We start from the raw sequence: 20,245 nt of genomic DNA on the forward strand, positions 1-20,245 counted from the left end.
TTCGATCAGCTTAAGCCTTTCCCGGGACTTAAACTTAACCTCTCCGCACCGCTCCCTGTAGGCTACGGCTTCCCCACCGCTTCCCTCAGGAGGCTCTCAACCTTGTCGAGGGCCTTGAGGCCGGAGCCCGTGAGCGGGGCTAGGATGCTCTCCCCCCTGTCTACTAGGCCTTCCTCTTTGAGCCTCACCACTGCTGGGATGACGGTCGCGCTCGTCGGCTCCACGAGCAAGCCGCGCTTAGCTAAGAATCTGAGGCCCTCAGCCACCTCCTCCTTGCCGACCACGACGACTCCCCCACCGCTCCCCCTTATGCTCTCGACGACCTCCTCTAGCCGGGGGGGCTCCCGGACCATCACCCCCTCGGCCACGACCTCGAGCTCCGCTTTCTCGTACCTCCTGCCGTACAGGGCCTCGTAGAGCACGGGGTTCGCGGCCGACTGCACGCCGTAGAGCCTAGGCGCCGCGTCAGCGTAGCCGTTCTCGCTCAGCCGCCTGAAGCCGAGGTGTATCCCCAGGATGAGCCCGCCGCTGCCCACGGGGGCGACGACCGCGTCGGGTACGCCTACCTCCTCGTAGAACTCGTAGGCTATCGTGGCGTTCGCCTCTGGGAAGAAGGGGCTCCAGAGGTGGCTCGCGTAGAACGCCCCAGCGAGCTCGCCCAGCGCGCGCCTCGCGGCCTCACCGCGGTCCCCGGGGACCTCTATTAAGTTGGCCCCGTAGAGCCTCACCTGGAGCTTCTTGCCTTGGGGTGCCGACGCTGGCGTGTAGACCCTGCACCTAACACCCGCTGCCGCGGAGTAGGCGGAGATCGAGGCGCCCGCGTTCCCCGAGCTGTCCTCGACTACCTCGGTGACGCCTGAGGCTTTGAGGTTGGTCAGGGTCAGGCTGGAGCCCCTGTCCTTGAACGAGCCCGTGGGGTTGAGGTACTCGAGCTTGAGGTGGAGCCTCACGCCCGAAACGTCCAGCCTCACGACAGGCGTGCCCCCCTCGCCGAGCGTGACCGGCTCAGCCCCCTCCACCAAGGGCAGCGAGGCCCTGTACCTCCACATGCCCCTCACGCCCGCCGCGGGCTTGAACTGGAAGGGATCGCAGAGGACCTGGAGCGGTGACGCGCACTCGCACCTCCAGACCCGGGCCCCTAGCTCGTACTCGCGGCCGCACTTGGGGCACTTGAGCGCGCAGCCCACGGCTAAACGGTGCGCGGGGCGGCTATTGTTGGTTTCGCTCAAGGAGCGTTTTCACCTCGCAGAGGCTCTCCACGTCGGCGCCGATGTTCAGGACGTTCACCTCGGGGAGGCTCCTCTTCACGAGGTCGCAGATCGCCGGGTTGTCGTCGACGAAGACGGCGTCCTGCGGGGCCAGCCTGAGCGCCTTCAGTATCTTCCGGATCATCCGGTCTTTGTTGGGGTGCGGCTCCACCACCACGACGTCGAACCACCCGCTCAAGCCGAGCGTCTCTAGAGCCTGGAGCGCTTTGTCGGGGCTGTTCCAGCTGGCGACCGCCAGCTTCACCCCCATCGACTTGGCGAGCTCGAGTAGGTCCTTGGCGCAGGGGTTGAGCCTGATCACGTCGCCCCGGGAGTCGACGACCGCGTCCTCCGAGACCCTCCTGTACGGGGGAACGGTTGTGGTCACGTCGTGGTGGCTCCAAAGCGTCCTGTCGAGGTCGAGTATGAGGACTTTCACGCAGTGAGTTGGGTGGGGAGGCGCTAAATACTTGACGCGCAGAAGAGCATCAGTGTTAGATGATGTCATCACACTTCAGATCGTCTCTTCCTCATCCCCGAACAAAGTAAGGCGCAGAACCGCTATAAGCCTTACCACACCACTATCATTGGGCTACACTTGTCCTATCTTACCCCTTACTGGCCGGAGTACTCCGGTTTAGCTTATAGCTCAAGCACGCTTATGCCCGCGCGTCGTGACCACTGCCTTCTCACGTCACAGCCCAGCATAGTCGTAGAAAAAGGCTCTGGTCTACGAGGTTGCAACCGGCGACTGTCAGGTCTCCAACATTGGCTCAGAGAGAAGATTCTCCGTTGAAATTGCTATGGGCGCGCATCGGGCTCGAGGCTCCTCCAGTTTATAACACTCAACCCTCGTATCCTTTTGAAGTGTTCCTCATTGCCCGTAATGATCGCGTAGCCGTGCTCCCTTGAGATCACGCCAGTGAAAAGATCCCTTACGTCTACAGGCAGACCCATTTGCTCCAGGTATGCTATTTCCTCCCCAGCTTTCTCAGCTATTCTCTCATCCATGTTTAGTACCACCATCCGTCTAAGGAGTTTTCTGACGTCTTCCGCCCGTTTACCATTGAACTTATAAGCACCCCAGTAGAGCTCAAAAGCGTTGATCACGGTGGTAGCCAGGTAGCCTGATTCCCTCAGCTTGGCCATCAGCGTGACTGCGGGGCTACGACCCCTCAGGAACTCCACTAAGAAATCAGTGTCTAGCGCGTACTTCTCCACTCTCTCCACCTTTCCCTAACGTTCCTAAGGAAGGCTTCAAGGGCCTCATCGCTGATATCACTCCAGCGGCCTGCAAGCTCCATTATATCGCCGCTACTCTTCACAAGCCTGAGTATCACATCCGAAAAGCTCTCCCCCGGTTTCTTCTCCCGCAGCAGGGCTTCGTAAGCCTCCAGCGATATCGTTATGGTCTTCACCGTCACATGTTAAAAGTGCATGCATGCACGTATAAACTTTTTCCTGTGCCTTTTCGAAGCGGCAAGGCACCAGCGAATCAGCGAGCTAAAGACCTCGAGAAGATTCGACGAGACTGAGGCTCCTATTCGCCAGTCTTATAAGAAGAACGAGAGTCACAGCGCGCGGATGCTCTTCATGATCTCCTCCAGCCCCCGCCGTGTGGCCTCGTACCTCGCGCTGTAGCGGCCCACGGCCTCTTCGGCCTCGATAACCCTGTCGAGCTTCGGTATGACCCTGTGGTTCAGGACGGGGAACGCCACGGCATCGACGTCCCTCCTCGTGGCGACGGTCCTCCCCTCAAGCATAGCCCACGCCTTAGCCACGCGCAGCAGCGCTATGCCCGCCCTGGGGCTCGCGCCGAGCTCGAAGAACTCCCTCGCGGTGGCGCTGACCTCCGGCCTCGTGAAGCGGACCAGCTGCGAGACGTAGTCGAGCACGTCGTCCTGCACCGCCACCTGCTCCGCCACGAAGCTCTGAGCCGCGTGGAGCCACTTGGGGTCGAGGATCGGCTCGAGGTCCTCCAGGGGCTCTGAGAGCCTCTGCGCGTGAAGCCTCAGGATGCTCTTCTCCTCCTCGAGCACCCTCGGGTAGGGGAAGACCACGCGGGTGATGAACCTGTCGAGCTGGGCCTCCGGCAGGGGGTACGTGCCCTCCTGCTCAACCGGGTTCTGGGTCGCCAGGACGGCGAAGAACTTGCCCGCTTTCCTGTCCTCAAGGGGGTAGGTTCTGCCGCCGATCGTGACCTGCCTCTCCTGCATCGCCTCCAGGAGCGCGCTCTGGGTTCTAGGCGTCGCGCGGTTGACCTCGTCCGCCAGCACTATGTACGCGAATATGGGGCCCAGTCGGGGCTCGAACTCGCGGGTAACCGGGTTGTAGACGAGGCTCCCGGTGACGTCCGACGGGAGGAGGTCCGGGGTGAACTGTATCCTAGAGAAGCCCTTGTACTCCACTCCCCCGATGCTGACCTTGCTGTCGAGGAGCCCGAACGCCCTTGCAAGCGCCTTCGCGAGCGTGGTCTTCGCGATGCCGGGAGGGCCCTCGAGGAGGACGTGGCCGTTGGCCAGCAGGCTGGCGAGGACAACCCTCTTCTCAACGCTGTAGCCCACCACAACCCTGTCGAGCACCTCTACAAGCCGCCTAGCGTCGCGGATGAAGTCGGCCTGCTCCATACCACTACTACCGATGCTCGCGCCGGTAAATATACCCTCGGTGAGCTCGAGCCGAGTGAGGTATCGCTGGAGGCAACCCCTTCAGCGACCCAGGGTTTATGTGACCAGCCCTGGATGCGAGCTACGTGCGCGCCGGACATCACAGCTTCCATGACCCAGGGGGCCAGACTGCCCGTAGGCGAGGCGAGAGACCGCAGATATATGTAGCAGGTAAGATAGGGAGAGGTGAACGTTAACGGTAAAGCCTATTTCCGCGCGCGTGTATCTCTGAACCGGTGTTAGTGCTTGCCCAAAGCGTTTTACTCCCAGCGGGAGATTAAGGGCGCCAGGATCTACGACAGCGAGGGGCTCTACTACGGCGACGCGGGCTCCCTGATCCTGCGGGAGGAGGGAGCCTACATTGAGGTGTTCCTAACTAGGAGCGTGGGGGAGAGCGTGATAGACGCCGAGGCTCTGTACGGCGAGCTGGCGAGGAGGGGGCTGTCGACTTCAGGCCTCACGCTGGAGGCCGCGGTGGAGGTGGCGAGGAGCGAGGGCATCGAGATCCCGAGGAGGAGGGCGGAGAGGGAGGTGAGCCTGCTGAAGGCGTACTGCCCCGTGAGCGAGATCGCCTGGGTCGACGCATCGATCCCCGAGTTCAGGGTGATCCTCCTGAGGACTCCCCGCGAGGCGAGCTTCCGCGGGCAGCCCCCGCTGGAGCCCCCGGCTTTCCCGAGGCCGGGAGAGGTGGACGGCAAGCCTGTCTTGAGCGTTTCGAACGGGTTCCTCGGGTTCGCATCGGAGATCGTCGTCGGCCCCGGGGAGCTGGGCGTGCGCGTTGCCAGGGGAGGGGGATCGGTTGAGCTCAAGTGGATGCAGTTCGTCCACGGGCTCAAGAGGAGGGGGGCTGGGCGTGAGGCCGACGCGCTAGCCGGCGAGATCGACCCCTACGCGAACCCGAGGCTCAGCGGCGCTCTGGTTGAGAGGGCCAGAGAGGCTGTGGCGAGGGTGCTGGGCCCCGCAGGCGTCAGAGAGCTCGAGTCGTACCTGGAGGTGAGCAGGTCGGGGTACGTGGACGTGCCCTGGAGCTCTGTCAGGAAGCTCGGGGACGCCCTGGTGGTCGCGTGAACCCCGCGGTTCCAGTCTGCACAAAGCTGAGGAGGGCCAGGGCTCAGGGCAGGGTTATTGCCAGCGGCGTCCTGGCCGAGGACAGCCCGATGAGGGTGAAGGGGCTTGGGCTGGAGTACGAGGACCTGCGGCAGTACGTCTATGGGGACGACTCGAGGTACATTGACTGGAGGGCTTCAGCGAGGACAGGGCTTGAGAGGCTGTACGTGAAGGAGTTCCGCGCTGAGAGGGAGTCTAGGCTGCTCTGGCTCGTCGACTTGACGGCCTCGATGGGCTTCAAGGACAAGCTTGAGAGCCTAGTGCTCGTACTAACGCTGCACGCCGAGGCTTCGGCCAGGCTCCGCGACAGGGTGTCGGCGGTCGTGGTCAGCGACAGGGTGGAGACGTACGAGTACACGTCCAGCAGGCTTTTGCTCGAGCGGCTCCTGAGGCAGGCCTGCAGGGGGGCTAGGGGCGGGCTGAGCCTTGGGGAAGCGCTGAGGGCTGCGTCGTCGTTCGGGAGGGGGGCCTACTGGGCGGTGTACACAGACCTCTCGAACAAGCCCGAGGAGTACGCTAGGCTCCTCGAGGCGTCAAAGGCGCTAGGCCGCGGCGCGCTCTACTTCCTGTTCACTAGGGAGGCCGATGTCTCGAGGATCGCGGAAACCGCGCTCGTCGCAGCGGCCGACAGGGAGTCCGGATCCACGGGCATGGTGGAGCTCGCGGAGGCGGCCCGCCAGGCCAGGAGGCACATCGCCAGGGTGAGGGCGGCAGTCGGGAGGAGAGCGGTCGAGCTGGGCTCCTACGAGCACGCCGTCGAGCGGGCACCCTACGTGGTCGAAGCGTACCTCAGGCTCAGGCAGGGGCTCTAGAAGGAGAGCTTCACGAGCCTGTGCCTCAAGTAGCTGTGGGCCACGTAGAGGACGAGCGCCGCGGCGAGGAGGTAGCCGCGCAGGGGTGTTCGCACTACGACGTCCTCCTCCACCACAGCCTTTCCAGTGTACTGCACGCTGAGCCGCGAGATCTCCCCAGCCAGCTTCGCCAAGACTTGGCTCAGCGCCTCGGACTCCCACGCGGTGTAGCTCTTGCCCCCCGTGAGGCCAGATATCCTCCTCAGCTCCGCCTCGCCCTCGTCGCCGCCCGGCCCCACGTAGACGGTGTAGACGGGTATCCTGAGGCTCGCGAACTGCCGGAGGAGGTCGTCGTACAGCCCCCTGTCGGCCGGGAGCCCGTCCGTCACGAGCACCGCGGCGCATGAGGCGTTGAAAACCCTGTAGGGTTGCAGGGCGTTTAGGGCTGTGTAAAGAGGGTAGGTGAACATCGTTCCGCCCATGGGGCTCAGCTTAGAAAGCTCGGCCTTGACGGCTGTCCTGTTCGAGGTGACCGGGACCGCTAGCTCGACGGCGTGGTCGAACGCCACGAGCCCCACGCTGAGGTTCTGCGGGAGCGAGTCTATGAAGCGGGCTATGGCGGCTTTCGCGACCTCGATCTTGACGCCGCCTGGTATCTGCTCCCCCATGCTGCCCGAGACGTCGAGCAGGATGACCACCGCTGGCTTCGCCAGCCTGTAGACTTCCGTCCCCGTGATGTCGACTGTCCTGGCGACCTTAACGTTCTCGACGAGCGCGGGAGACGCGAGGGCCAGAGCGAGGAGCGTCACCGAGGCCAGCTTTAGCGCAAGCGATAGGCGCCTAGAGCTACTTCGGGGCTTCACTTCAAGCACCCTGAAGAGGGGGTTGGAGACGGAGTAGAACCTGTGGGCTCTACGCCAGTATCCGCGGTGCGTGTAGGTGACGTAAGCGAGCAGCGCGGGGATGAGGAGGAGGGCGAGGGGGTTCTCTAGCTCGAGCACTTCAGGCACCCTCGAACAGCACCGCCAGGGCGACCGCTACGGCTAGGAGGATCAGCGCGTAGGTGGGTGTGTAGTCCCTGAAGCTCTCCTCCACGAAGGCCTGCCCCCTCGCCTTCAAGGCGTCGTACCTCGCCTCGCTCTGCACCCTGCTAGCGAGCTCCCCGGCACTTGACGCTGTGAAATCGTCGAGCGTGTAGTACCTCCAGCCGAGCCTCCTGGCCAGCTCGAGCATGGATGGGTTGTGCGGGACCGAGATCACCGCGCCAGTGTACTTCCCCGGCGGGACCCTCGAGGCGAGTGAGAGCGGTTCCACCCCGTAGTTGCTGGCGCCGTCGGTGAAGAGTAGGATTGCTGCAGACGCATAGGACGCGTCGGCGAGTGAGAGGGAGAAGGCCAGGGCGTCGCCCACAGCGGTGTAGCTCTCGTTGGCCCTCAGGCCCTCCACGACCGGCAGGCACTCGGCCGGCTTCCCGGAGCAGACCACCCTGACCCTTGCGGAGAACGTCGCCACGACGACGGTGTCGTTGCTACTGAGGCTCAGCAGGTACTCCCTCAGCATCCCCTTCACCGCGTCCAGCCTGGTCCCGATTCCGAGCGCGTATGACATGCTCCTCGATACGTCCACCACCAGCACGTGCTGCACAGGCTTAGAGCCCAGGAGCGCGGCCTCGCCGAGGCCCACCTCGACCCTCCTCGTCAACACCACGTAGGGCGACGCCGACGCCAAGAGCAGGAGGAGCGGCAGGGCCAGCTTTAGAGCGGCGGTGACCCCGAATAGGCGCGTGACCCTGACGTCCGCGCACCTCTCGAGCAACGCCCTGAACCTCGCAGCTCTGCGGTAGAGGAGTAGCGGAGCCGCGGCCAGCGGGGCCGCGAGGAGCAGCTCTGGGTTCTCGAAGCCGAAGCCCGCGAGCACTAGTCGTCACCCGGCGGGGACCCCCACCCAGCTCCGCTACCCGCGCCGCCCGTACCACTGCCTCCGCTCGAGCCCTCGCCCTGGAGCACGAGGGACTTCAGCAGCGCCAGCTCGTAAGAGGCTTCAGGGTAGGCCTTAGGGTCGATCGACCTCGCCAAGGCTACCGCGTCCTGCGACGGCAACCCCGCACCCTCGCCCCGGCAGCGGGCTTCGAGGTAGGATCCGCCCAGAGCGCTGACCAGCCGCGCCGCCTTCTCGAGCTCAGCGAGGGCCTTCAGGGCTCTCGTGGCGTTGCCTACGGCACTTTCAAAAACCCTCCTGTGGGATTCCAGCGGCAGAGACTCCTCGTCGACGAGGGCCAGCTTCCCTAGGGCGTCTTGGAGCTCGCCCCTAGCCTTGGGGATGGATGGAAGCAGTGCCCTCGCGGCCAGCTCCGCCTGAGTCCCGTTGCAGCGCGCCAGCCCCTCCAGGAACGACTCCAGCGCCGGGTGTAGCCCGCTCATGGCGTCAGCGGCGAGCTCCATATCGGCTCCAGCCGAGGCGAGTAGCGAGTAGTTGCCGGAGGAAGCCCTGAGCTGCAGGCCCAGCTCGCTAAGCTGCCACTCACCAGACTCGGTGAGGTTTGCGAGAAGCTGGGCGAGCTGCTCGAGGCGGGCCCTGTTCTCCGGAGAGCCGGGGGCGCCGCTCCTTAGCGACCGGAGGAGGTTGAAGGTCGAGAGGTTCACCCCAGAGGCAACCTCTGTGAAAGTTCTGGGTAGTTCGCTGATCGCGACGGCGGCCCTAGTACCGCGGGGCCTCAAGTAGGTAATGGCGAGAGCCGCGGTCAGCAGCAGTAGTACGGCAGCAAGCAAGGCTTCCCTTCTCCAGCCCATGCACTCCACTAACTCAACAAAACGGAAATATTAATGCCGCGCCTCGTAAGTGAGGCTGATATGGGCGCGGCCATCCGGGTCAAAGGGCTCAGCAAGCGGTTCGGCAAAAACTACGCGATCCGCGAGGCCACGTTCGAGGTGCCTGAAGGGGCCGCGGCCGCGCTCCTCGGGCCCAACGGGGCCGGCAAGACCACGACCATAAAGGTCCTGCTGGGCCTCCTCAGGCCGAGTGGCGGGGACGTGGAGGTCCTAGGGCACGACCCGGCGCGAGAGGAGGTTGAGGTAAGGAGGCTGGCAGGGGTGCTTCACGAGAAGCCCTACTACCCACCAGGCGTCACCGTCGGAAGGCTGCTCACCCACGTGGCCAGGATGAGGGGGCTCGGAGATGGGGAGGTGTCCCGCGTGCTGAGGTTCATGGGCCTTGAGCAGTACGCCTTCACCCCCGTCAGGGCGCTCAGCAGGGGTTACCTCCAGAGGCTGGGCCTTGCGATCGCGGTTCTCGGGGAGCCGCCTCTGCTCCTGCTCGACGAGCCAACCGCGAACCTCGACCCCGGGGCGAGGGGGGAGATCCTGGGCCTGATCAGGAGCCTGAAGGAGGAGCTGAGCACAACGATCCTTATCTCCAGCCACATAATACCGGAGCTCCAGCAGGTCTGCGACTACGCGGTCTTCATTAGCCAGGGCGTCGTCCTCGAGCACGGGAGGCTGCACGAGCTCGGCAGGAGGCGCGGGGTGGCTACGAGCTTCCTGGTACGCTCCAGGAGCCCCCGGGAGGCGGCCGCGGAGATAATCCGGGAGAGCTTCGCGAGGAGCGTTGAGGTCCGCGGCAGCGAGGTTCTGGTCGCAGTTGAAGGCGAGAAGCTCGGGGAGGCAGAGCTCTTCCTCAGGCAGCTCGCTGAAGTGGGCATGGTTGAGGAGTACAGACCCTACACGGCGAGCCTTGGTGAGCTCTATGAAAGGGTTGTGGGGGCGTAAACTCGGCGCGTTCTCCGAGTACTTCAGGTTCGTCCTAGACAACCAAGCGAAGGTAATAGCGGTGATCCCCGGGGTGGTCGCGCCGCTGAACGTCCTGCTCGCTCTGAGCGCCGCGGCCTTCCAGTCCCCGGGACCGGAGTTCCTCGCCGTGCTGTACAGTATCACCGGCGTGGCGCTTCTCATAGTCATGTTCGTTGCCATCAGCCAGTACGTAGGGGACATGAACTCTGGTAGCTACGCGCTGTTCCTCAGCCAGCCGATCTCCCGGGTGGCCTACGTCTCGGCGTGGGCCCTCAGCTCCGTCGTCGTGCCCGTGGCCTCGTACCTGCTGAGCCTCGCTGCCCCCATCGCGGTGATAGACGTCAGGCTCCTGGGCTGGGTGAGGCTCGAGGACTTCGCGACGCTCCTGGTTGAAAGCCTCGAGCTAGGCCTGCTAGTGTTCACGTTGGCGACGCTCACGAGGAGCGCGCTGCTCTCGCTGGGCGTGGGCTTCCTCCTGTACATAGCGCCCCTGTTCGCCAGCTTCCTGACCATGGCTCTCACATCTCCTATGGCCCCTCAGACCATCCGAGTCCCACCCGCAATCCTCGCCCTACTAGTAGCGGCCTTCGCGCTGAGACCTTTCACCCTGAGCTTGGCGCTCGGCAAGTACCTCCAGGCGGTTTTCCAGGGGTACGAGGCGTTACTAGGTCTAGCGCCTCTAGCCGTCCTCTTGGCCTCGCTTACGCTGACGGTCGCTTACGCGGAGAGGAGGTTCGAGGTGAGGTAGGTGCTGAGGGTGCTTGGGCTCACGCTGGTGATCGCGGGAGCTTTCACCGCTCTCGCGCTGCTGCTGGCGTCTGCGTGGGGGTACACCACCACGACCCACGTGAGTTACTGGCCCTATTTCCTTGACGTGGAGAACTGCACCGTGCAGGTGCTGGGCCCCATCCAGGTCCCGGAGACTGAGGGCTTCTCCTACAACATCTCCCTCATCCACCCCTACATCACAGCCTACGTGCAGGTGCCCAACGCCACTTGTGTATACACTTCAGGCAACACGACGGTCTTCCTCCTCGACGAGAGAGACTACCCGCAGGTTATGGCTGTGCTCAGCGCCTCTGGCGTTAGGCTCGCGGACACACTCTCGGTTTTGTCGCGGAAAGCCCTAGCGAAGGTGCCTGTGAGCACACCTAGAGCCCTCGTGAACACCACTCCAGTCATCGTGTTCACGCCCCCCGTTAGTCAAGTGCGACTACCCGTCAAGCCTGGGGTCTACCGGGTCGTCACCGTGAAGTGCGTGGCGAGCAACTGCACCCAAATCCCGCTACCCCGCTTAGTCGAGTTCGGCCTCATGCTCGTCGCCAAGCTTGAGCCCACGCCGATCCAGTACCTGAGGAGCGCCATCATAACCCTCATCGGGGCAACCCTCTACGCCTACGATGCCAGCAGGCACAGGTACGGCTACAGCCCCTCGCGGCTTAAAGTCGCGCTGGAGGCCCTGAGGAGGCTGAAGGTCAGGATCACAGAGGCAGTTACTCGAGCCCCCACTTCATCTTGAAAGCCGTCAGCAGGGCGGTGACGATGAGCCAAGCGGCAACGCTGGCCGCGGGTAAAACCACGGGGTAGGCGGAGGCCTGCCCTGTAAGGACCCTACCCAGCTCGACCAGTGCCGTCGTCGGGATCGCCGCGCAGGCTGTCCTGATGGGCTCGGGGAGCATTAGAGGCGTGTAGTAGACCGGCGGCAGTGTCGTTGTGAGCGTGTAGAGGGGGTTCGTGACGGCTGAGATGTTCATCGGGTTGCGTATCCTCAGCACGACGGAGAGGGACAGGAACAGGCCGAGGAACATGCCCACCACCGACAGCAGGGCCACCAGGAACAGGCCCCAGAGGCTGATCCCAGTTATGTACGCGAGGACTACGATCAGGGGCAGGTCGCTGGTGAAGAATGCTAGGAAGGAGCCGAGGACCATTCCGAGCACGTACTCGGGGAGGGTGAGGGGTGAGGCCACCCGCCTCTCGTACTCGTTGGACACTCTATCCCAGCCGATGTCCTGGGCCGCGATGTTCAGTCCGATCCCCCAGCCGCTCACCACGAGGAGGGCGACCACAAGGTGCTTCAGCGCTTGCATGCCTCCCCAAAAGGTCAGCATGAACACCATGCCCAGCGTCACGACGTAGGACTGGGCTATCCACATCCACTGCCTCCTGAATACGACGAGCTGAGCGTAAGCCACCCCCAGCACTCTCCAGAGCGCCTCCACTTTACCTCACCGCGTGCAGGTAGACGTCCTCAAGGTCCACCTCCCTCACAGCGTGCACCGGAACCTTCAGCTCCTCCAAGATGCTGTAGAGCTCGGCGCGGCTACTGGAGTACACCACGACCTTGTCGCCTAGGCTGAGGTGGGGGAATCCGCGCAGCTCCTGGGAGGGGCTGTCGATCACGGCCTTGTACTTCCAGGGGAACTTCTCGAGCAGCTCTGCGGGGCTCCCGGTGAGCACCGTCCTCCCCGAGTTGATGAAGATCACCCTATCAGCCGCGAGCTGGGCCTCGCTGAGGTTGTGGGTGGTCATGAAGACAGTTGCCCCACCGCTGGCCGCCTTCCTGACTGCCTTAAGGACCTCGTAGCGGCCCTCGACGTCGATCCCCGTGGTGGGCTCGTCGAGGAAGTAAACCTCCGCGGGTTCGGCGAGGACCGAGGCGACGACGGCCCTCCTCTTCTCGCCGCCGCTCAGCTGCCAGAGCCTCCTGTTCCTTATCTCCCAGAGGCCCAGCTCCTCGAGCCACCTCCTGGCCTCCCTCCTCGCGCTGAAGTAGCTGTAGCCCCTCATCATGAGGGCTGCGGTGACCAGCTCCTCGGGCGTGAGGTCGTTGGCCACGTTGTAGCCTTGAGGCAGGTACGCGATCCTCCTCCTCACCTCCCTGTACTCCTTGACGACGTCGAAGCCGCAGACCCTCGCCCAGCCCTTATCTGGCCTGTAGTACGTGGTCAGTATCCTCGTGGTCGTCGTCTTGCCGGCGCCGTTCGGCCCGGCGAGGACGGCCACCGTTCCCCTCTCCACGGAGAGAGTGGCCTCCCTGACGCCCCACACTTCGCCGAACCTCTTGCCTAAGCCTTCAGCCTCCACAGTCATTTCGAGTCACAATAAATGCACTGAGCCTTATATATAAGTTTTTTCTTTTATATGAGTGCTTCAGCGCGCCGCGGAAATGGGAGACCGAACGACCAGAGCAAGAGGACGGGTCAAACACATGTGTTGTTAGGAATATCCACGGCTTTTATTTTGACTAAGATGCAGGTTCAACACGGACACCGATAGATGGGAACAGCTGGACGCGTAAACCCGGAGACCGAGCAGGACGCTTGGGAGTATACGAGCGCGATGAGCAGGTGCTAGAGCGTCCTGGCAGCCTCCTTGTAAACTGGGTCTAGGAACTCGTAGTCCTCCACTATGCTCAGCTTCCTGAGCGATTCGAGGATATTGTGGAGCACGCTGCTAGGCACTATCCTGCCCTCTGCCTCCTCCAGCCTCGACTTGAGCTCACTCCACCTCTTCACACCCTGAGCAATCAGCTTTAACACAAGGGCATACCTCCTCCCCCTAGCCTCAACTATCTCCATCAGCTCCCTCTTTGCGACCTCAACCGCCTGCCTCCTCAACTCCTCAAGCCCAATCCTCCCGCGCGCCGAGACGACTGTGCTCCCGGCCAAGGCCAGCCAGCCCGGTATCCCGTCGAAGAAGCCGACTATTGCCTCAATGTAGTGGGAAGGCACCTCTACCCCGGCCTCCCTGAAGCCCTGCCTAAGGAACTCCGCGGAATCATCCCTAGAAAACCTACCCAGGGTAATAGTGTCCACTCTCCTGCCATATAGGGGTGACGACGGATCATCTACCCCCAGGTACTCGAAGAGGAGGCCCACCTCGGAGCCCGTTAGTATAAAGGTGATGTTGTCATCGTAGTCGTATGCGTGGGCGAGCGCCTCGAGGAACACCCCGCCACGCGGCCCCCTCAAGCACTGTGCCTCGTCGACAGCTATTATAACCCTCCTCTTATTCAGGTAGTCTAGGAGAACGGGCAGGGGCAGCGCGCTCCTGCCCTTCCAAGCCAGCTCAACCTCGAAGCCCATTATCCTTAAGCCCCTAATGGACTCCAGGATACTCCTCATGGACTCGATAAAGCCCTTGTTTGACATGCCGCTCGAGAGGAGTGCGTAGAGATCCCTTAAGCCGTAGTTCGCTGGCAACCCTCGTGCATCCATGAGTATGAAGGGTATATTTACCTCGCTGAGTAAAACCCGGAGCACACTCGTCTTCCCAATCCTCCTAACGCCAGTTAAAGCTACTAGGGGCCTCTCCTCATCGATTAACCTGTGTAGCTCACTGAGCTCCGCGTCTCTATCGAAGAGCTCGCTCCTAGTGGACTTGGGCCTGGGATCAAACAGCATAGTTCACCCCCTGAAAAATAGTTCACCCCCTGAACTATTTATTTCTTTTCCATACCAGTAGACGAAACTCAACAAGACGGTCGATCACCTAAGCCAATATACTGCTTAATGACGTGGATGCTCGCGAGTAATTAGAGGCAGGTGCTCAGCGAGGACGAGCTCACAGTAGCGGTGAAGCGTGACCTGCTAGTTGCATTGATGCAGGGTGCTCAATATAGCCTTTCGCGTAGTCAGGGTTTGCACACAGTTTATTAGCGGCGGCCGCGTCTTACTCTTTCCGTGAAGGTCGCGCTCCACCAGATGGTTGCTGGGCCCAACAAGGAGGAGAACCTCCGCAGGGTCCTGGAGGAGTTGAGCAGGGCTGACGCGGACCTCCACGTCTTCCCGGAGTACCTCATGGGGGTTGGTGAGGGCGGCGTTTCGTGCGAGCACGTCCACGCTCTGGCCGAGCCGCTCGGGGGACCCTTCGCCGCCAGCGTGGTGGAAAAGAGCTGGGAGCTGGGCACCGCTGTAGCGTTCTCCGCGTTCCTGAGAGAGGGCGACGGGGTCTACAACGCCGCCGTCCTGGCGGACAGGGGCAGGGTGGTGGCTGTTTACAGGAAGGTGCACCTCTTCGACGCGTTCGGGTACAGGGAGTCCAGCGTCTTCGCTCCAGGCGACTCCCTAGCCGTGGCGAGGCTGGGCGACTTCACGGTGGGCTTAGCTGTGTGCTTTGACCTGCGCTTCCCAGAGCTCTTCAGGGCCATGGCGCTCCGCGGCGCCGAGCTATTCATAGTGCCCTCGGCCTGGTACCGGGGGCCGTACAAGGTGGAGCAGTGGCTCGCGCTCACGGCCGCGAGGGCCCACGAGAACACCGCCTACCTCATCGCGGTCGACCAGACTGGGAGCCTTTTCGCGGGCCACAGCACTATCGTCACCCCGCTCGGGCATAGGCTCGTGGACCTCGGGGAGCGCGAGGGGGTCATAGTCGTGGAGATCAACAGGGGTGAGGTCGAGGAGGCCAGGAGGCTTATCCCCGTCCTCCAGCTGCTGAGGCGCGACCTCTACGTCAGGTGGTACGGGGACAGCGGAGCTAAACGCTCCTCGCATCCCTTAGTCAACGGACCCGGCGCTGGGTGAAATTCGAGCTTTTCTAAGAGCTATTGCTCCCAACTTAGGGCTAAAGTAATATAGCTGTCTATGTGAGAGCTGTGGTGTAATGATCAGAGTTGTAGCTGTTGACGACAAGGGTAGGGTTGTAATCCCAAAGGAGCTTCGCAAGCGGCTTGGCCTCCGCAGGGGCGAGCAGCTGTTGCTAGTCGCGGTCAGCGACGACACCATCGTTCTCAGGAAGCTCGACGTCAGGAAACTCCTGGCAACAATCGCTAGGGAGGTTAGCGAAAAGGGGGTCCCCTTGGAGAAGATCGACCTTGAAGTGGAGAAGGAGGCAGACAGGCTTGCAACGGAGAAAATCAAAGAGATTCTTAGCGGACACTAACGTGTTCACAGCAGCATGCATAAAAATAGGGGCGACCCTAATATCCAACGACAGGCACTTCGAGGCAATAGGTCGGGCCAAGCCCATCAGAGTGTTGAAAACCAGCGAAGCCATAGGAGAGATTCTAGGGTGAGCGGCAAGGACTCCACACCCACGCACCTTCATGACACGAGGCCACGCCCTCGAGGCAGGGGCGGGACTCCGTACCCCTACAGGTTCGTTGCGGAGAGCTGGGATTCGGGGGCTTGATCACGCTTGAAGCAACGCGGCCACAGCACTGGGGACTTCACCGAGAGAGCCCACAACCGCGACCCTGAGCCTCGCGTCCAACAGCGCTTTCTCGCGCCCCCAGTCGAGCAGCACTGCGCCCATCCCGGCGTTGAGTGCTCCCGCTAAGTCCTCCTGGGGGCTGTCGCCCACGTGGACGGCCTCTGAAGGGCTTGCCCCCAGGGCCTGGAGCACCTCCTGGAAGGGCTTCACGCTGGGCTTCAGCGCCCCCACCTCGTCGGCGTAGACCTGGACTCTGAAGAACCTGCCTAGCCCCGCCTTGTCCAGTAGGACCCTGGTGAGGTAGCCTGGCCAGAAGATCACGTTGCTCGTGACGGCTAGCGCGTAGCCTTGCGACGACAGCTCCTGGAGGGCCTCGGCGGCGCCGTCGAGGGGTAGCGCGCGGGCGTCGACCGCGTTGACGGCCCGGGCGACGGCCCAGTAGAGCTCGTACTTCGAGGCGATGCCCAGAGCCTCGAGGAAGATTTCGGTGGAGCTCTGGACCACCCTAGACTCGTTGACCAGGCCGGCCCGCCTGGCGGACTTCACGGCGGAGTAGGCCCTCTTTACGCGGTTGAAGACCTCGCCTGGGTCGCGGCCTGTCGCCTCGGCGAGGGCCTCTGCGACGGCCCTGTAGAACACGTCGATGCTCATCAGGGTGGACCAGACGTCGAAGCTTACGGCCTTCACGCATCTAGAATGGTGTTTCCTGGATTTAACTTTGAATTACTAACGTAGCATAGGTACGTAGCCGAGCTACCGAATCGTTATTAACGGCGATCCGGCTCTAAACCGCGTGAGACGCCGAGTACTGGTCGCTTCAGCCTTGTTGGCCGCTTTTCTCCTTGCGGCAACGCTATACCTCCTCCTAGCCCCTAACCCGGCGACTACGTTTCCCAGCAGGCCTCAACGCTACCTCTTAAAGAGGCGGCGCAGCAAACAACCGTTAAACCTGCGGCTCCCAGCGCCGCGGCTTCAACCCCGTCGGTTTCGCAGAGGAACATAACCTACTCGGCGGAGGTCGAGGTCTCGGTGGAGAACGTGTCGCTGGCTGTCACCAGGGCCAAATCGCTGGCCGGGGAGATAGGAGGGTACGTCGCCTCGGTGCAGCTCGAGGCTAGCGGCGGTGGAAGCGCCACTGTGACCCTTAAGGTGCCGGCCTCGAACTACGGGAGGGCGCTCGACGCGCTCTCAGGGCTAGGTAGGGTCGACAGGGTGGTGGAGAGGGCCTTGGACGTGACGGACCAGTGGGTAGACCTCTCCGCCAGGCTGAGGAACCTTAGGGCCGAGGGGGAGGGGCTGCTCCAGCTTCTCGACAAGGCGTCAAGCGTATCCGATGTACTCCAGGTTGAGGACAGGCTCTCGTACGTGCGGTACCAGATCGAGTTCTATGACGCGCAGTTGCGGAACCTGGAGCGCAGCGTGGTTTACGCGACCGTAACGGTCACGTTTAAGCCCTCCTCGAAGCCTGTGGAGTGGCCCGCGCTGGACGTAGTGGGGGCTGTGCGGAGCGGTGTGGCTTTCGCTGTGCTAGTGGTATCCCTTATCATCGCCGGGCTGATAGGGCTACTTCCCCTAGCGGTGCTCGCCGCGGCCGTGTACCTCGCTTACCGAGCCCTGGTGAAGGCTAGGGCTTCGCGCCGACGGCTATGAAGTAGTCCTTGTAGACCCTGAGGTCCTCGAGCTTGAGGTACTCCGGCAGAAGCCGCTTGAGCTTGGCGAGAGCCTCCCTGTGCTCCGAAGGCGGGTGCGGGGAGAGCCTTGAGCCGGGTGTCCAGTCCACGATCACGGCTACTCCGCCTCGGGCTAGGACGCGAGCACAGCCCTCCACGAACGCCTCCGCGTCGGCGAGGTGGTGCAGCATGGCGACCGTCGCCAGGAGCTTAACGGATTCGCCGCGAAGGGGGAGCTTGTGGGCGTCGGCGCACATCAGGTCTACCGCTCCCCGCTCGTACGCGTGATGGGTGACGGCCCTCGCCCTCTGGAGCGTGGAGCAGTCCACGTCGATCGTCAAGACGCTGGCTTTACTCCCCGAGGCTTCGACCAGCGCTCGCAGGCTCTCCCCCAGGCCTGTGCCCACGTCGACTACGACGGCTGGTTTAAGCTCCTCGATGTACGTGGAGTACAGCTCACGCAGCTCGTCCCGGAGCAGCCTTACAGGCATTGTCCACGAAACGCCCCGCGGTTTAAAAGCTTAGAGGGGGCTAGGCCGCACCAGACGCAGACGAGCAGAGACGGGTATGAGGTGACCTAGGAGCCCGAGCCGCGGATTCCCCGCATACGGAGGGGATACGCATATATTCGGCTTCGGGGGAGTGGTAGCAATGAGCTTTCCGGAAGTCCTGCAGGTCGAGCCCACGAACACCTGTAACCTTTCCTGCGTCATGTGCGTCAGGAGGACCTGGCGCCAGGCGTCGTTCGGGCACATGAGCTTCGAGCTATTCCGCAAGGTTGTGGACGAGGCCGCCGGGCGGGTCAGGAGGCTGGCCCTCTACGGCTTCGGCGAGCCCCTAAACCACCCCAGGTTCATCGACCTCCTGGCCTACGCCAGGGAGAAAATGGGGGACGGCGTGTTCATCCACTTCGTCACGAACGGCACGCTGATGGACCGCTCCACAGCCAGGCGGGTCTTCGAGGCCGGGGCCGACCAGGTCGCGTTCAGCGTGGACGCTCCCGACCTTAAGCCGCTGAGCGAGATACGAGTCGGCGCCCAGCGCTACGACGTCCTGGGCAACCTCAGGGAGGCGGCGAAGGCCAAGGAGGAGTACTCGGCCAGGGCCGGAGTGGCCGTGGTGCTGATGAGGCGCAACTACAGGATGCTCCCAGAGATCGTGAGGCGCGCTGGGGAGCTAAACCTGGACTTCATCGTCGTATCCCACATGGTGCCGTACCACCCGGCCCTCGCCGGTGAGGCTGTCTACAGCACCGCGAGCAGGGAGGCGGTAGAGTTCTTCAAGGAGACGGGCGGGAGGCTGGACAGCCTCGCGAGGGAGGCGATATACGACAGCCTGCTGGCCCACTACACGTACTCAAGCTCCGGGAAGCAGAGGCTGTACCTCCAGCTCGTCGAGAAGATCGCGGCCAAGGGCTACAGCGTGAACGCGGACATCGCGCGGGACGCGCTACAGCGCGAGCGGCTGCTCCGGGAGGTCGAGGAGTACATAGAGGAGGCCAGAGAGGTCGCTAGGACCTATGGCCTGGAGGCAAAGCTGCCCAGCGTCTACGCGGACTCGCTCAGGCGGAGCTGCCCCTACATCGACGAGAACGCGATGATGATACTCTGGGACGGCAGCGTCGCGCCTTGCATGGACCTCGCCTACGAGCACCCCCTCTACACAAACCTTCACGAGAAGAACGTGAGAACTGTGCGCTTCGGTAGCGTCGCGTCCCAGAGCATCGAGGAGGTGTGGAACAGCCCCAGGTACGTGCACTTCCGCAAGGTGAGGAAGAACCTCCCCGCGGGGGTGCCCTGGTGCGCGGACTGCCCGTTCGCGACGAGGAAGTGCTGGTTCATCGACAGCAACGAGTACGACTGCTACGGCAACGAGGTGGGGTGCAGCGAGTGCGTTTACAGCGCCGGCCTAGCCCACTGCATAATCTAGAGCCTCACCAGGCTGTGCTGGACTGTGATGACGCCGCTCACCCTTCTCAGCCTGGAAGCCAGCTCCTTGATCTCAGCCCCCTTACCCTGGACCGCGATGACCTCGACGCACTTCTCCTCCGTTAAGTGGACGTGGATGCTCCCCCTAACTAGGTCCGTGTAGTCGTGCTGAGCGTCCACTACCCCGTAGACCGTCTCGCCCCTCGAGTGGTCGTAGACGACCACAAGGCCTCCAGCGTAAACCGCGTCGTCCTCAAGGGTCTGGTTGTAGAGAAGCATGACCGCGTCTCCCACGAGCCTGGACCTGTTCGCGATCCGCGTCTTAGCCTCGAGCTCCTCGAGGGCCTTGTAGATCTCATCGGGGAGAGTGACAGACACCCTTCTCATACGGACACGCCTCCACAACACTATACTACAATATTGGTTATAATGCTCACCGCTTCTTGGGGACATCCATCACTTTAAAGCCTGGCCCTGTTATCATCCTGAAGTCCAGGAGCAGGAGGTGCCTCTCGTCCCCGCCCCCGCACCAGTACTCGCCTCCAGCGATCTCCGAGTCCAGGATCACTGGAAGCTCCCTGAGGTGCCCGAGGGGAGGGACGCCTCCCGGAGGGTAGCCGGTGCTCTCCGCAACCTCCTCGGGCCTTGCGAGCCTCAGCCTCCTGTAGCCTAGTAGCTTAGCGAGCCTAGCCTGATCCACCCTGCGGTCTGCCCGCACGACAACCAAGACGGTTTCGCCGCCGTCCGAGACGAAGACGACCGTTTTGGCTATCTGGGACTTCTCGACGCCGAGACTCATCGACGCGTCGTCCGAGGTCGCCGCCGCGCCTACCTCAACGAGCCTGTAGGGGATCCCCCGGGACCTGAGGAACTCCTCCAGGTGGCTGGGGCCGAGCAA

The 20,245-nt window shown here is 62.8% G+C and carries 24 protein-coding genes; 9 read left to right on the top strand and 15 right to left on the bottom strand.

The window, feature by feature from the left end; all coding sequences use genetic code 11:
• Positions 1 to 62: 62 nt before the first annotated feature.
• The 5 genes from ACNO7C_RS08160 to ACNO7C_RS08180 all read right to left on the bottom strand — a co-directional run bounded on the left by ACNO7C_RS08160 (position 63) and on the right by ACNO7C_RS08180 (position 3,874).
• Entirely contained in the window at positions 63 to 1,229 is a 1,167-nt protein-coding gene (locus tag ACNO7C_RS08160) for a threonine synthase (protein ID WP_460024616.1), read from the bottom strand.
• Positions 1,210 to 1,755: a magnesium-dependent phosphatase-1 gene (locus ACNO7C_RS08165; protein ID WP_460025922.1), complete on the bottom strand. Its 546-nt coding sequence runs from the start codon at positions 1,753 to 1,755 to the stop codon at positions 1,210 to 1,212. Before ACNO7C_RS08165 ends, ACNO7C_RS08160 begins: the two co-directional genes overlap by 20 nt.
• Before the next feature lie 293 nt (positions 1,756 to 2,048).
• Positions 2,049 to 2,468: a type II toxin-antitoxin system VapC family toxin gene (locus tag ACNO7C_RS08170; RefSeq protein ID WP_460024617.1), complete on the bottom strand. Its 420-nt coding sequence runs from the start codon at positions 2,466 to 2,468 to the stop codon at positions 2,049 to 2,051.
• On the bottom strand, positions 2,450 to 2,671 hold the full coding sequence (locus tag ACNO7C_RS08175; protein WP_318537202.1) for an antitoxin VapB family protein: 222 nt from the start codon (positions 2,669 to 2,671) through the stop codon (positions 2,450 to 2,452). Before ACNO7C_RS08175 ends, ACNO7C_RS08170 begins: the two co-directional genes overlap by 19 nt.
• A gap of 147 nt (positions 2,672 to 2,818) precedes the next feature.
• Entirely contained in the window at positions 2,819 to 3,874 is a 1,056-nt protein-coding gene (locus ACNO7C_RS08180; RefSeq protein WP_460024618.1) for an AAA family ATPase, read from the bottom strand.
• 285 nt (positions 3,875 to 4,159) lie between these two features.
• Between ACNO7C_RS08180 and ACNO7C_RS08185 the strand changes: the two genes are divergently transcribed.
• Together ACNO7C_RS08185 and ACNO7C_RS08190 are read left to right on the top strand one after the other, a co-directional pair.
• Positions 4,160 to 4,981: a hypothetical protein gene (locus tag ACNO7C_RS08185; protein WP_460024619.1), complete on the top strand. Its 822-nt coding sequence runs from the start codon at positions 4,160 to 4,162 to the stop codon at positions 4,979 to 4,981.
• Positions 4,978 to 5,832, top strand: a complete 855-nt coding sequence (locus tag ACNO7C_RS08190; protein ID WP_460024620.1) for a DUF58 domain-containing protein — start codon at positions 4,978 to 4,980, stop codon at positions 5,830 to 5,832. The genes ACNO7C_RS08185 and ACNO7C_RS08190 overlap by 4 nt, the downstream gene beginning before the upstream one ends.
• Here the strand turns inward: ACNO7C_RS08190 and ACNO7C_RS08195 are convergent.
• From ACNO7C_RS08195 to ACNO7C_RS08205, 3 genes are read right to left on the bottom strand one after another with little or no spacing between them, the layout of a single operon-like run.
• On the bottom strand, positions 5,829 to 6,812 hold the full coding sequence (locus tag ACNO7C_RS08195) for a vWA domain-containing protein (RefSeq protein WP_460024621.1): 984 nt from the start codon (positions 6,810 to 6,812) through the stop codon (positions 5,829 to 5,831). The two genes, ACNO7C_RS08190 and ACNO7C_RS08195, sit on opposite strands and share 4 nt — an antisense overlap.
• 1 nt (position 6,813) lies before the next feature.
• Positions 6,814 to 7,728 carry a vWA domain-containing protein gene (locus ACNO7C_RS08200; RefSeq protein ID WP_460024622.1) on the bottom strand — a complete coding sequence of 305 codons (915 nt, stop codon included), beginning with the start codon at positions 7,726 to 7,728 and terminating at the stop codon, positions 6,814 to 6,816.
• Positions 7,728 to 8,600, bottom strand: coding sequence for a hypothetical protein (locus ACNO7C_RS08205; RefSeq protein ID WP_460024623.1), 873 nt, complete (start codon positions 8,598 to 8,600; stop codon positions 7,728 to 7,730). Before ACNO7C_RS08205 ends, ACNO7C_RS08200 begins: the two co-directional genes overlap by 1 nt.
• Before the next feature lie 60 nt (positions 8,601 to 8,660).
• Here ACNO7C_RS08205 and ACNO7C_RS08210 point away from each other — a divergent pair, with 60 nt between their 5' ends.
• From ACNO7C_RS08210 to ACNO7C_RS08220, 3 genes are read left to right on the top strand one after another with little or no spacing between them, the layout of a single operon-like run.
• Entirely contained in the window at positions 8,661 to 9,575 is a 915-nt protein-coding gene (locus tag ACNO7C_RS08210; RefSeq protein WP_460024624.1) for an ABC transporter ATP-binding protein, read from the top strand.
• Positions 9,553 to 10,344: a hypothetical protein gene (locus ACNO7C_RS08215; protein WP_460024625.1), complete on the top strand. Its 792-nt coding sequence runs from the start codon at positions 9,553 to 9,555 to the stop codon at positions 10,342 to 10,344. Before ACNO7C_RS08210 ends, ACNO7C_RS08215 begins: the two co-directional genes overlap by 23 nt.
• Positions 10,345 to 11,115: a hypothetical protein gene (locus tag ACNO7C_RS08220; RefSeq protein ID WP_460024626.1), complete on the top strand. Its 771-nt coding sequence runs from the start codon at positions 10,345 to 10,347 to the stop codon at positions 11,113 to 11,115. It abuts the gene before it with no gap.
• Here ACNO7C_RS08220 and ACNO7C_RS08225 read toward each other — a convergent pair.
• From ACNO7C_RS08225 to ACNO7C_RS08235, 3 genes are all read right to left on the bottom strand, one after another.
• On the bottom strand, positions 11,090 to 11,818 hold the full coding sequence (locus tag ACNO7C_RS08225; RefSeq protein ID WP_460024627.1) for an ABC transporter permease: 729 nt from the start codon (positions 11,816 to 11,818) through the stop codon (positions 11,090 to 11,092). The genes ACNO7C_RS08220 and ACNO7C_RS08225 overlap by 26 nt on opposite strands.
• Position 11,819: 1 nt before the next feature.
• Positions 11,820 to 12,689, bottom strand: a complete 870-nt coding sequence (locus tag ACNO7C_RS08230; RefSeq protein WP_460024628.1) for an ABC transporter ATP-binding protein — start codon at positions 12,687 to 12,689, stop codon at positions 11,820 to 11,822.
• Between the two features lie 260 nt (positions 12,690 to 12,949).
• Complete coding sequence (locus ACNO7C_RS08235) at positions 12,950 to 14,002, bottom strand: AAA family ATPase (RefSeq protein WP_460024629.1); 1,053 nt, start codon at positions 14,000 to 14,002, stop codon at positions 12,950 to 12,952.
• Positions 14,003 to 14,281: 279 nt separating this feature from the next.
• On the opposite strand from ACNO7C_RS08235, the gene ACNO7C_RS08240 reads away from it, so the two are divergent.
• Together ACNO7C_RS08240 and ACNO7C_RS08245 are read left to right on the top strand one after the other, a co-directional pair.
• A complete protein-coding gene (locus ACNO7C_RS08240; protein WP_460024630.1) occupies positions 14,282 to 15,121 on the top strand; it encodes a carbon-nitrogen hydrolase family protein in 840 nt (279 codons plus the stop codon).
• Between the two features lie 79 nt (positions 15,122 to 15,200).
• Positions 15,201 to 15,479, top strand: a complete 279-nt coding sequence (locus tag ACNO7C_RS08245) for an AbrB/MazE/SpoVT family DNA-binding domain-containing protein (RefSeq protein WP_318537189.1) — start codon at positions 15,201 to 15,203, stop codon at positions 15,477 to 15,479.
• Between the two features lie 249 nt (positions 15,480 to 15,728).
• On the opposite strand, the gene ACNO7C_RS08250 is transcribed toward ACNO7C_RS08245, so the two are convergent.
• Complete coding sequence (locus ACNO7C_RS08250; RefSeq protein ID WP_460024631.1) at positions 15,729 to 16,436, bottom strand: HAD family hydrolase; 708 nt, start codon at positions 16,434 to 16,436, stop codon at positions 15,729 to 15,731.
• A gap of 312 nt (positions 16,437 to 16,748) precedes the next feature.
• Between ACNO7C_RS08250 and ACNO7C_RS08255 the strand changes: the two genes are divergently transcribed.
• Positions 16,749 to 17,399: a DUF4349 domain-containing protein gene (locus tag ACNO7C_RS08255; RefSeq protein WP_460025923.1), complete on the top strand. Its 651-nt coding sequence runs from the start codon at positions 16,749 to 16,751 to the stop codon at positions 17,397 to 17,399.
• Here ACNO7C_RS08255 and ACNO7C_RS08260 read toward each other — a convergent pair.
• Entirely contained in the window at positions 17,374 to 17,910 is a 537-nt protein-coding gene (locus ACNO7C_RS08260) for a class I SAM-dependent methyltransferase (RefSeq protein WP_318537185.1), read from the bottom strand. The two genes, ACNO7C_RS08255 and ACNO7C_RS08260, sit on opposite strands and share 26 nt — an antisense overlap.
• 160 nt (positions 17,911 to 18,070) lie before the next feature.
• Here ACNO7C_RS08260 and ACNO7C_RS08265 point away from each other — a divergent pair, with 160 nt between their 5' ends.
• A complete protein-coding gene (locus tag ACNO7C_RS08265) occupies positions 18,071 to 19,348 on the top strand; it encodes a radical SAM protein (RefSeq protein ID WP_460024632.1) in 1,278 nt (425 codons plus the stop codon).
• Here ACNO7C_RS08265 and ACNO7C_RS08270 read toward each other — a convergent pair.
• Both ACNO7C_RS08270 and ACNO7C_RS08275 read right to left on the bottom strand, forming a co-directional pair.
• Entirely contained in the window at positions 19,345 to 19,734 is a 390-nt protein-coding gene (locus ACNO7C_RS08270) for a CopG family ribbon-helix-helix protein (RefSeq protein WP_460024633.1), read from the bottom strand. The two genes, ACNO7C_RS08265 and ACNO7C_RS08270, sit on opposite strands and share 4 nt — an antisense overlap.
• 46 nt (positions 19,735 to 19,780) lie before the next feature.
• Positions 19,781 to 20,245, bottom strand: a complete 465-nt coding sequence (locus tag ACNO7C_RS08275) for an aminoacyl-tRNA deacylase (protein WP_460024634.1) — start codon at positions 20,243 to 20,245, stop codon at positions 19,781 to 19,783.

The sequence above is a fragment of the Infirmifilum tikiterense genome, from assembly GCF_054696565.1.

Bases quoted from the DNA above. Each gene is read 5' to 3' on its own strand.
- ACNO7C_RS08205 (WP_460024623.1), bottom strand. From the start codon at position 8,600: ATGGGCTGGAGAAGGGAAGCCTTGCTTGCTGCCGTACTACTGCTGCTG.
- ACNO7C_RS08235 (WP_460024629.1), bottom strand. From the start codon at position 14,002: ATGCTGTTTGATCCCAGGCCCAAGTCCACTAGGAGCGAGCTCTTCGAT.
- ACNO7C_RS08180 (WP_460024618.1), bottom strand. From the start codon at position 3,874: ATGGAGCAGGCCGACTTCATCCGCGACGCTAGGCGGCTTGTAGAGGTG.
- ACNO7C_RS08270 (WP_460024633.1), bottom strand. From the start codon at position 19,734: ATGAGAAGGGTGTCTGTCACTCTCCCCGATGAGATCTACAAGGCCCTC.
- ACNO7C_RS08265 (WP_460024632.1), top strand. From the start codon at position 18,071: ATGAGCTTTCCGGAAGTCCTGCAGGTCGAGCCCACGAACACCTGTAAC.
- ACNO7C_RS08210 (WP_460024624.1), top strand. From the start codon at position 8,661: ATGGGCGCGGCCATCCGGGTCAAAGGGCTCAGCAAGCGGTTCGGCAAA.
- ACNO7C_RS08230 (WP_460024628.1), bottom strand. From the start codon at position 12,689: ATGACTGTGGAGGCTGAAGGCTTAGGCAAGAGGTTCGGCGAAGTGTGG.
- ACNO7C_RS08260 (WP_318537185.1), bottom strand. From the start codon at position 17,910: ATGCCTGTAAGGCTGCTCCGGGACGAGCTGCGTGAGCTGTACTCCACG.
- ACNO7C_RS08215 (WP_460024625.1), top strand. From the start codon at position 9,553: ATGAAAGGGTTGTGGGGGCGTAAACTCGGCGCGTTCTCCGAGTACTTC.
- ACNO7C_RS08245 (WP_318537189.1), top strand. From the start codon at position 15,201: ATGATCAGAGTTGTAGCTGTTGACGACAAGGGTAGGGTTGTAATCCCA.
- ACNO7C_RS08165 (WP_460025922.1), bottom strand. From the start codon at position 1,755: ATGACATCATCTAACACTGATGCTCTTCTGCGCGTCAAGTATTTAGCG.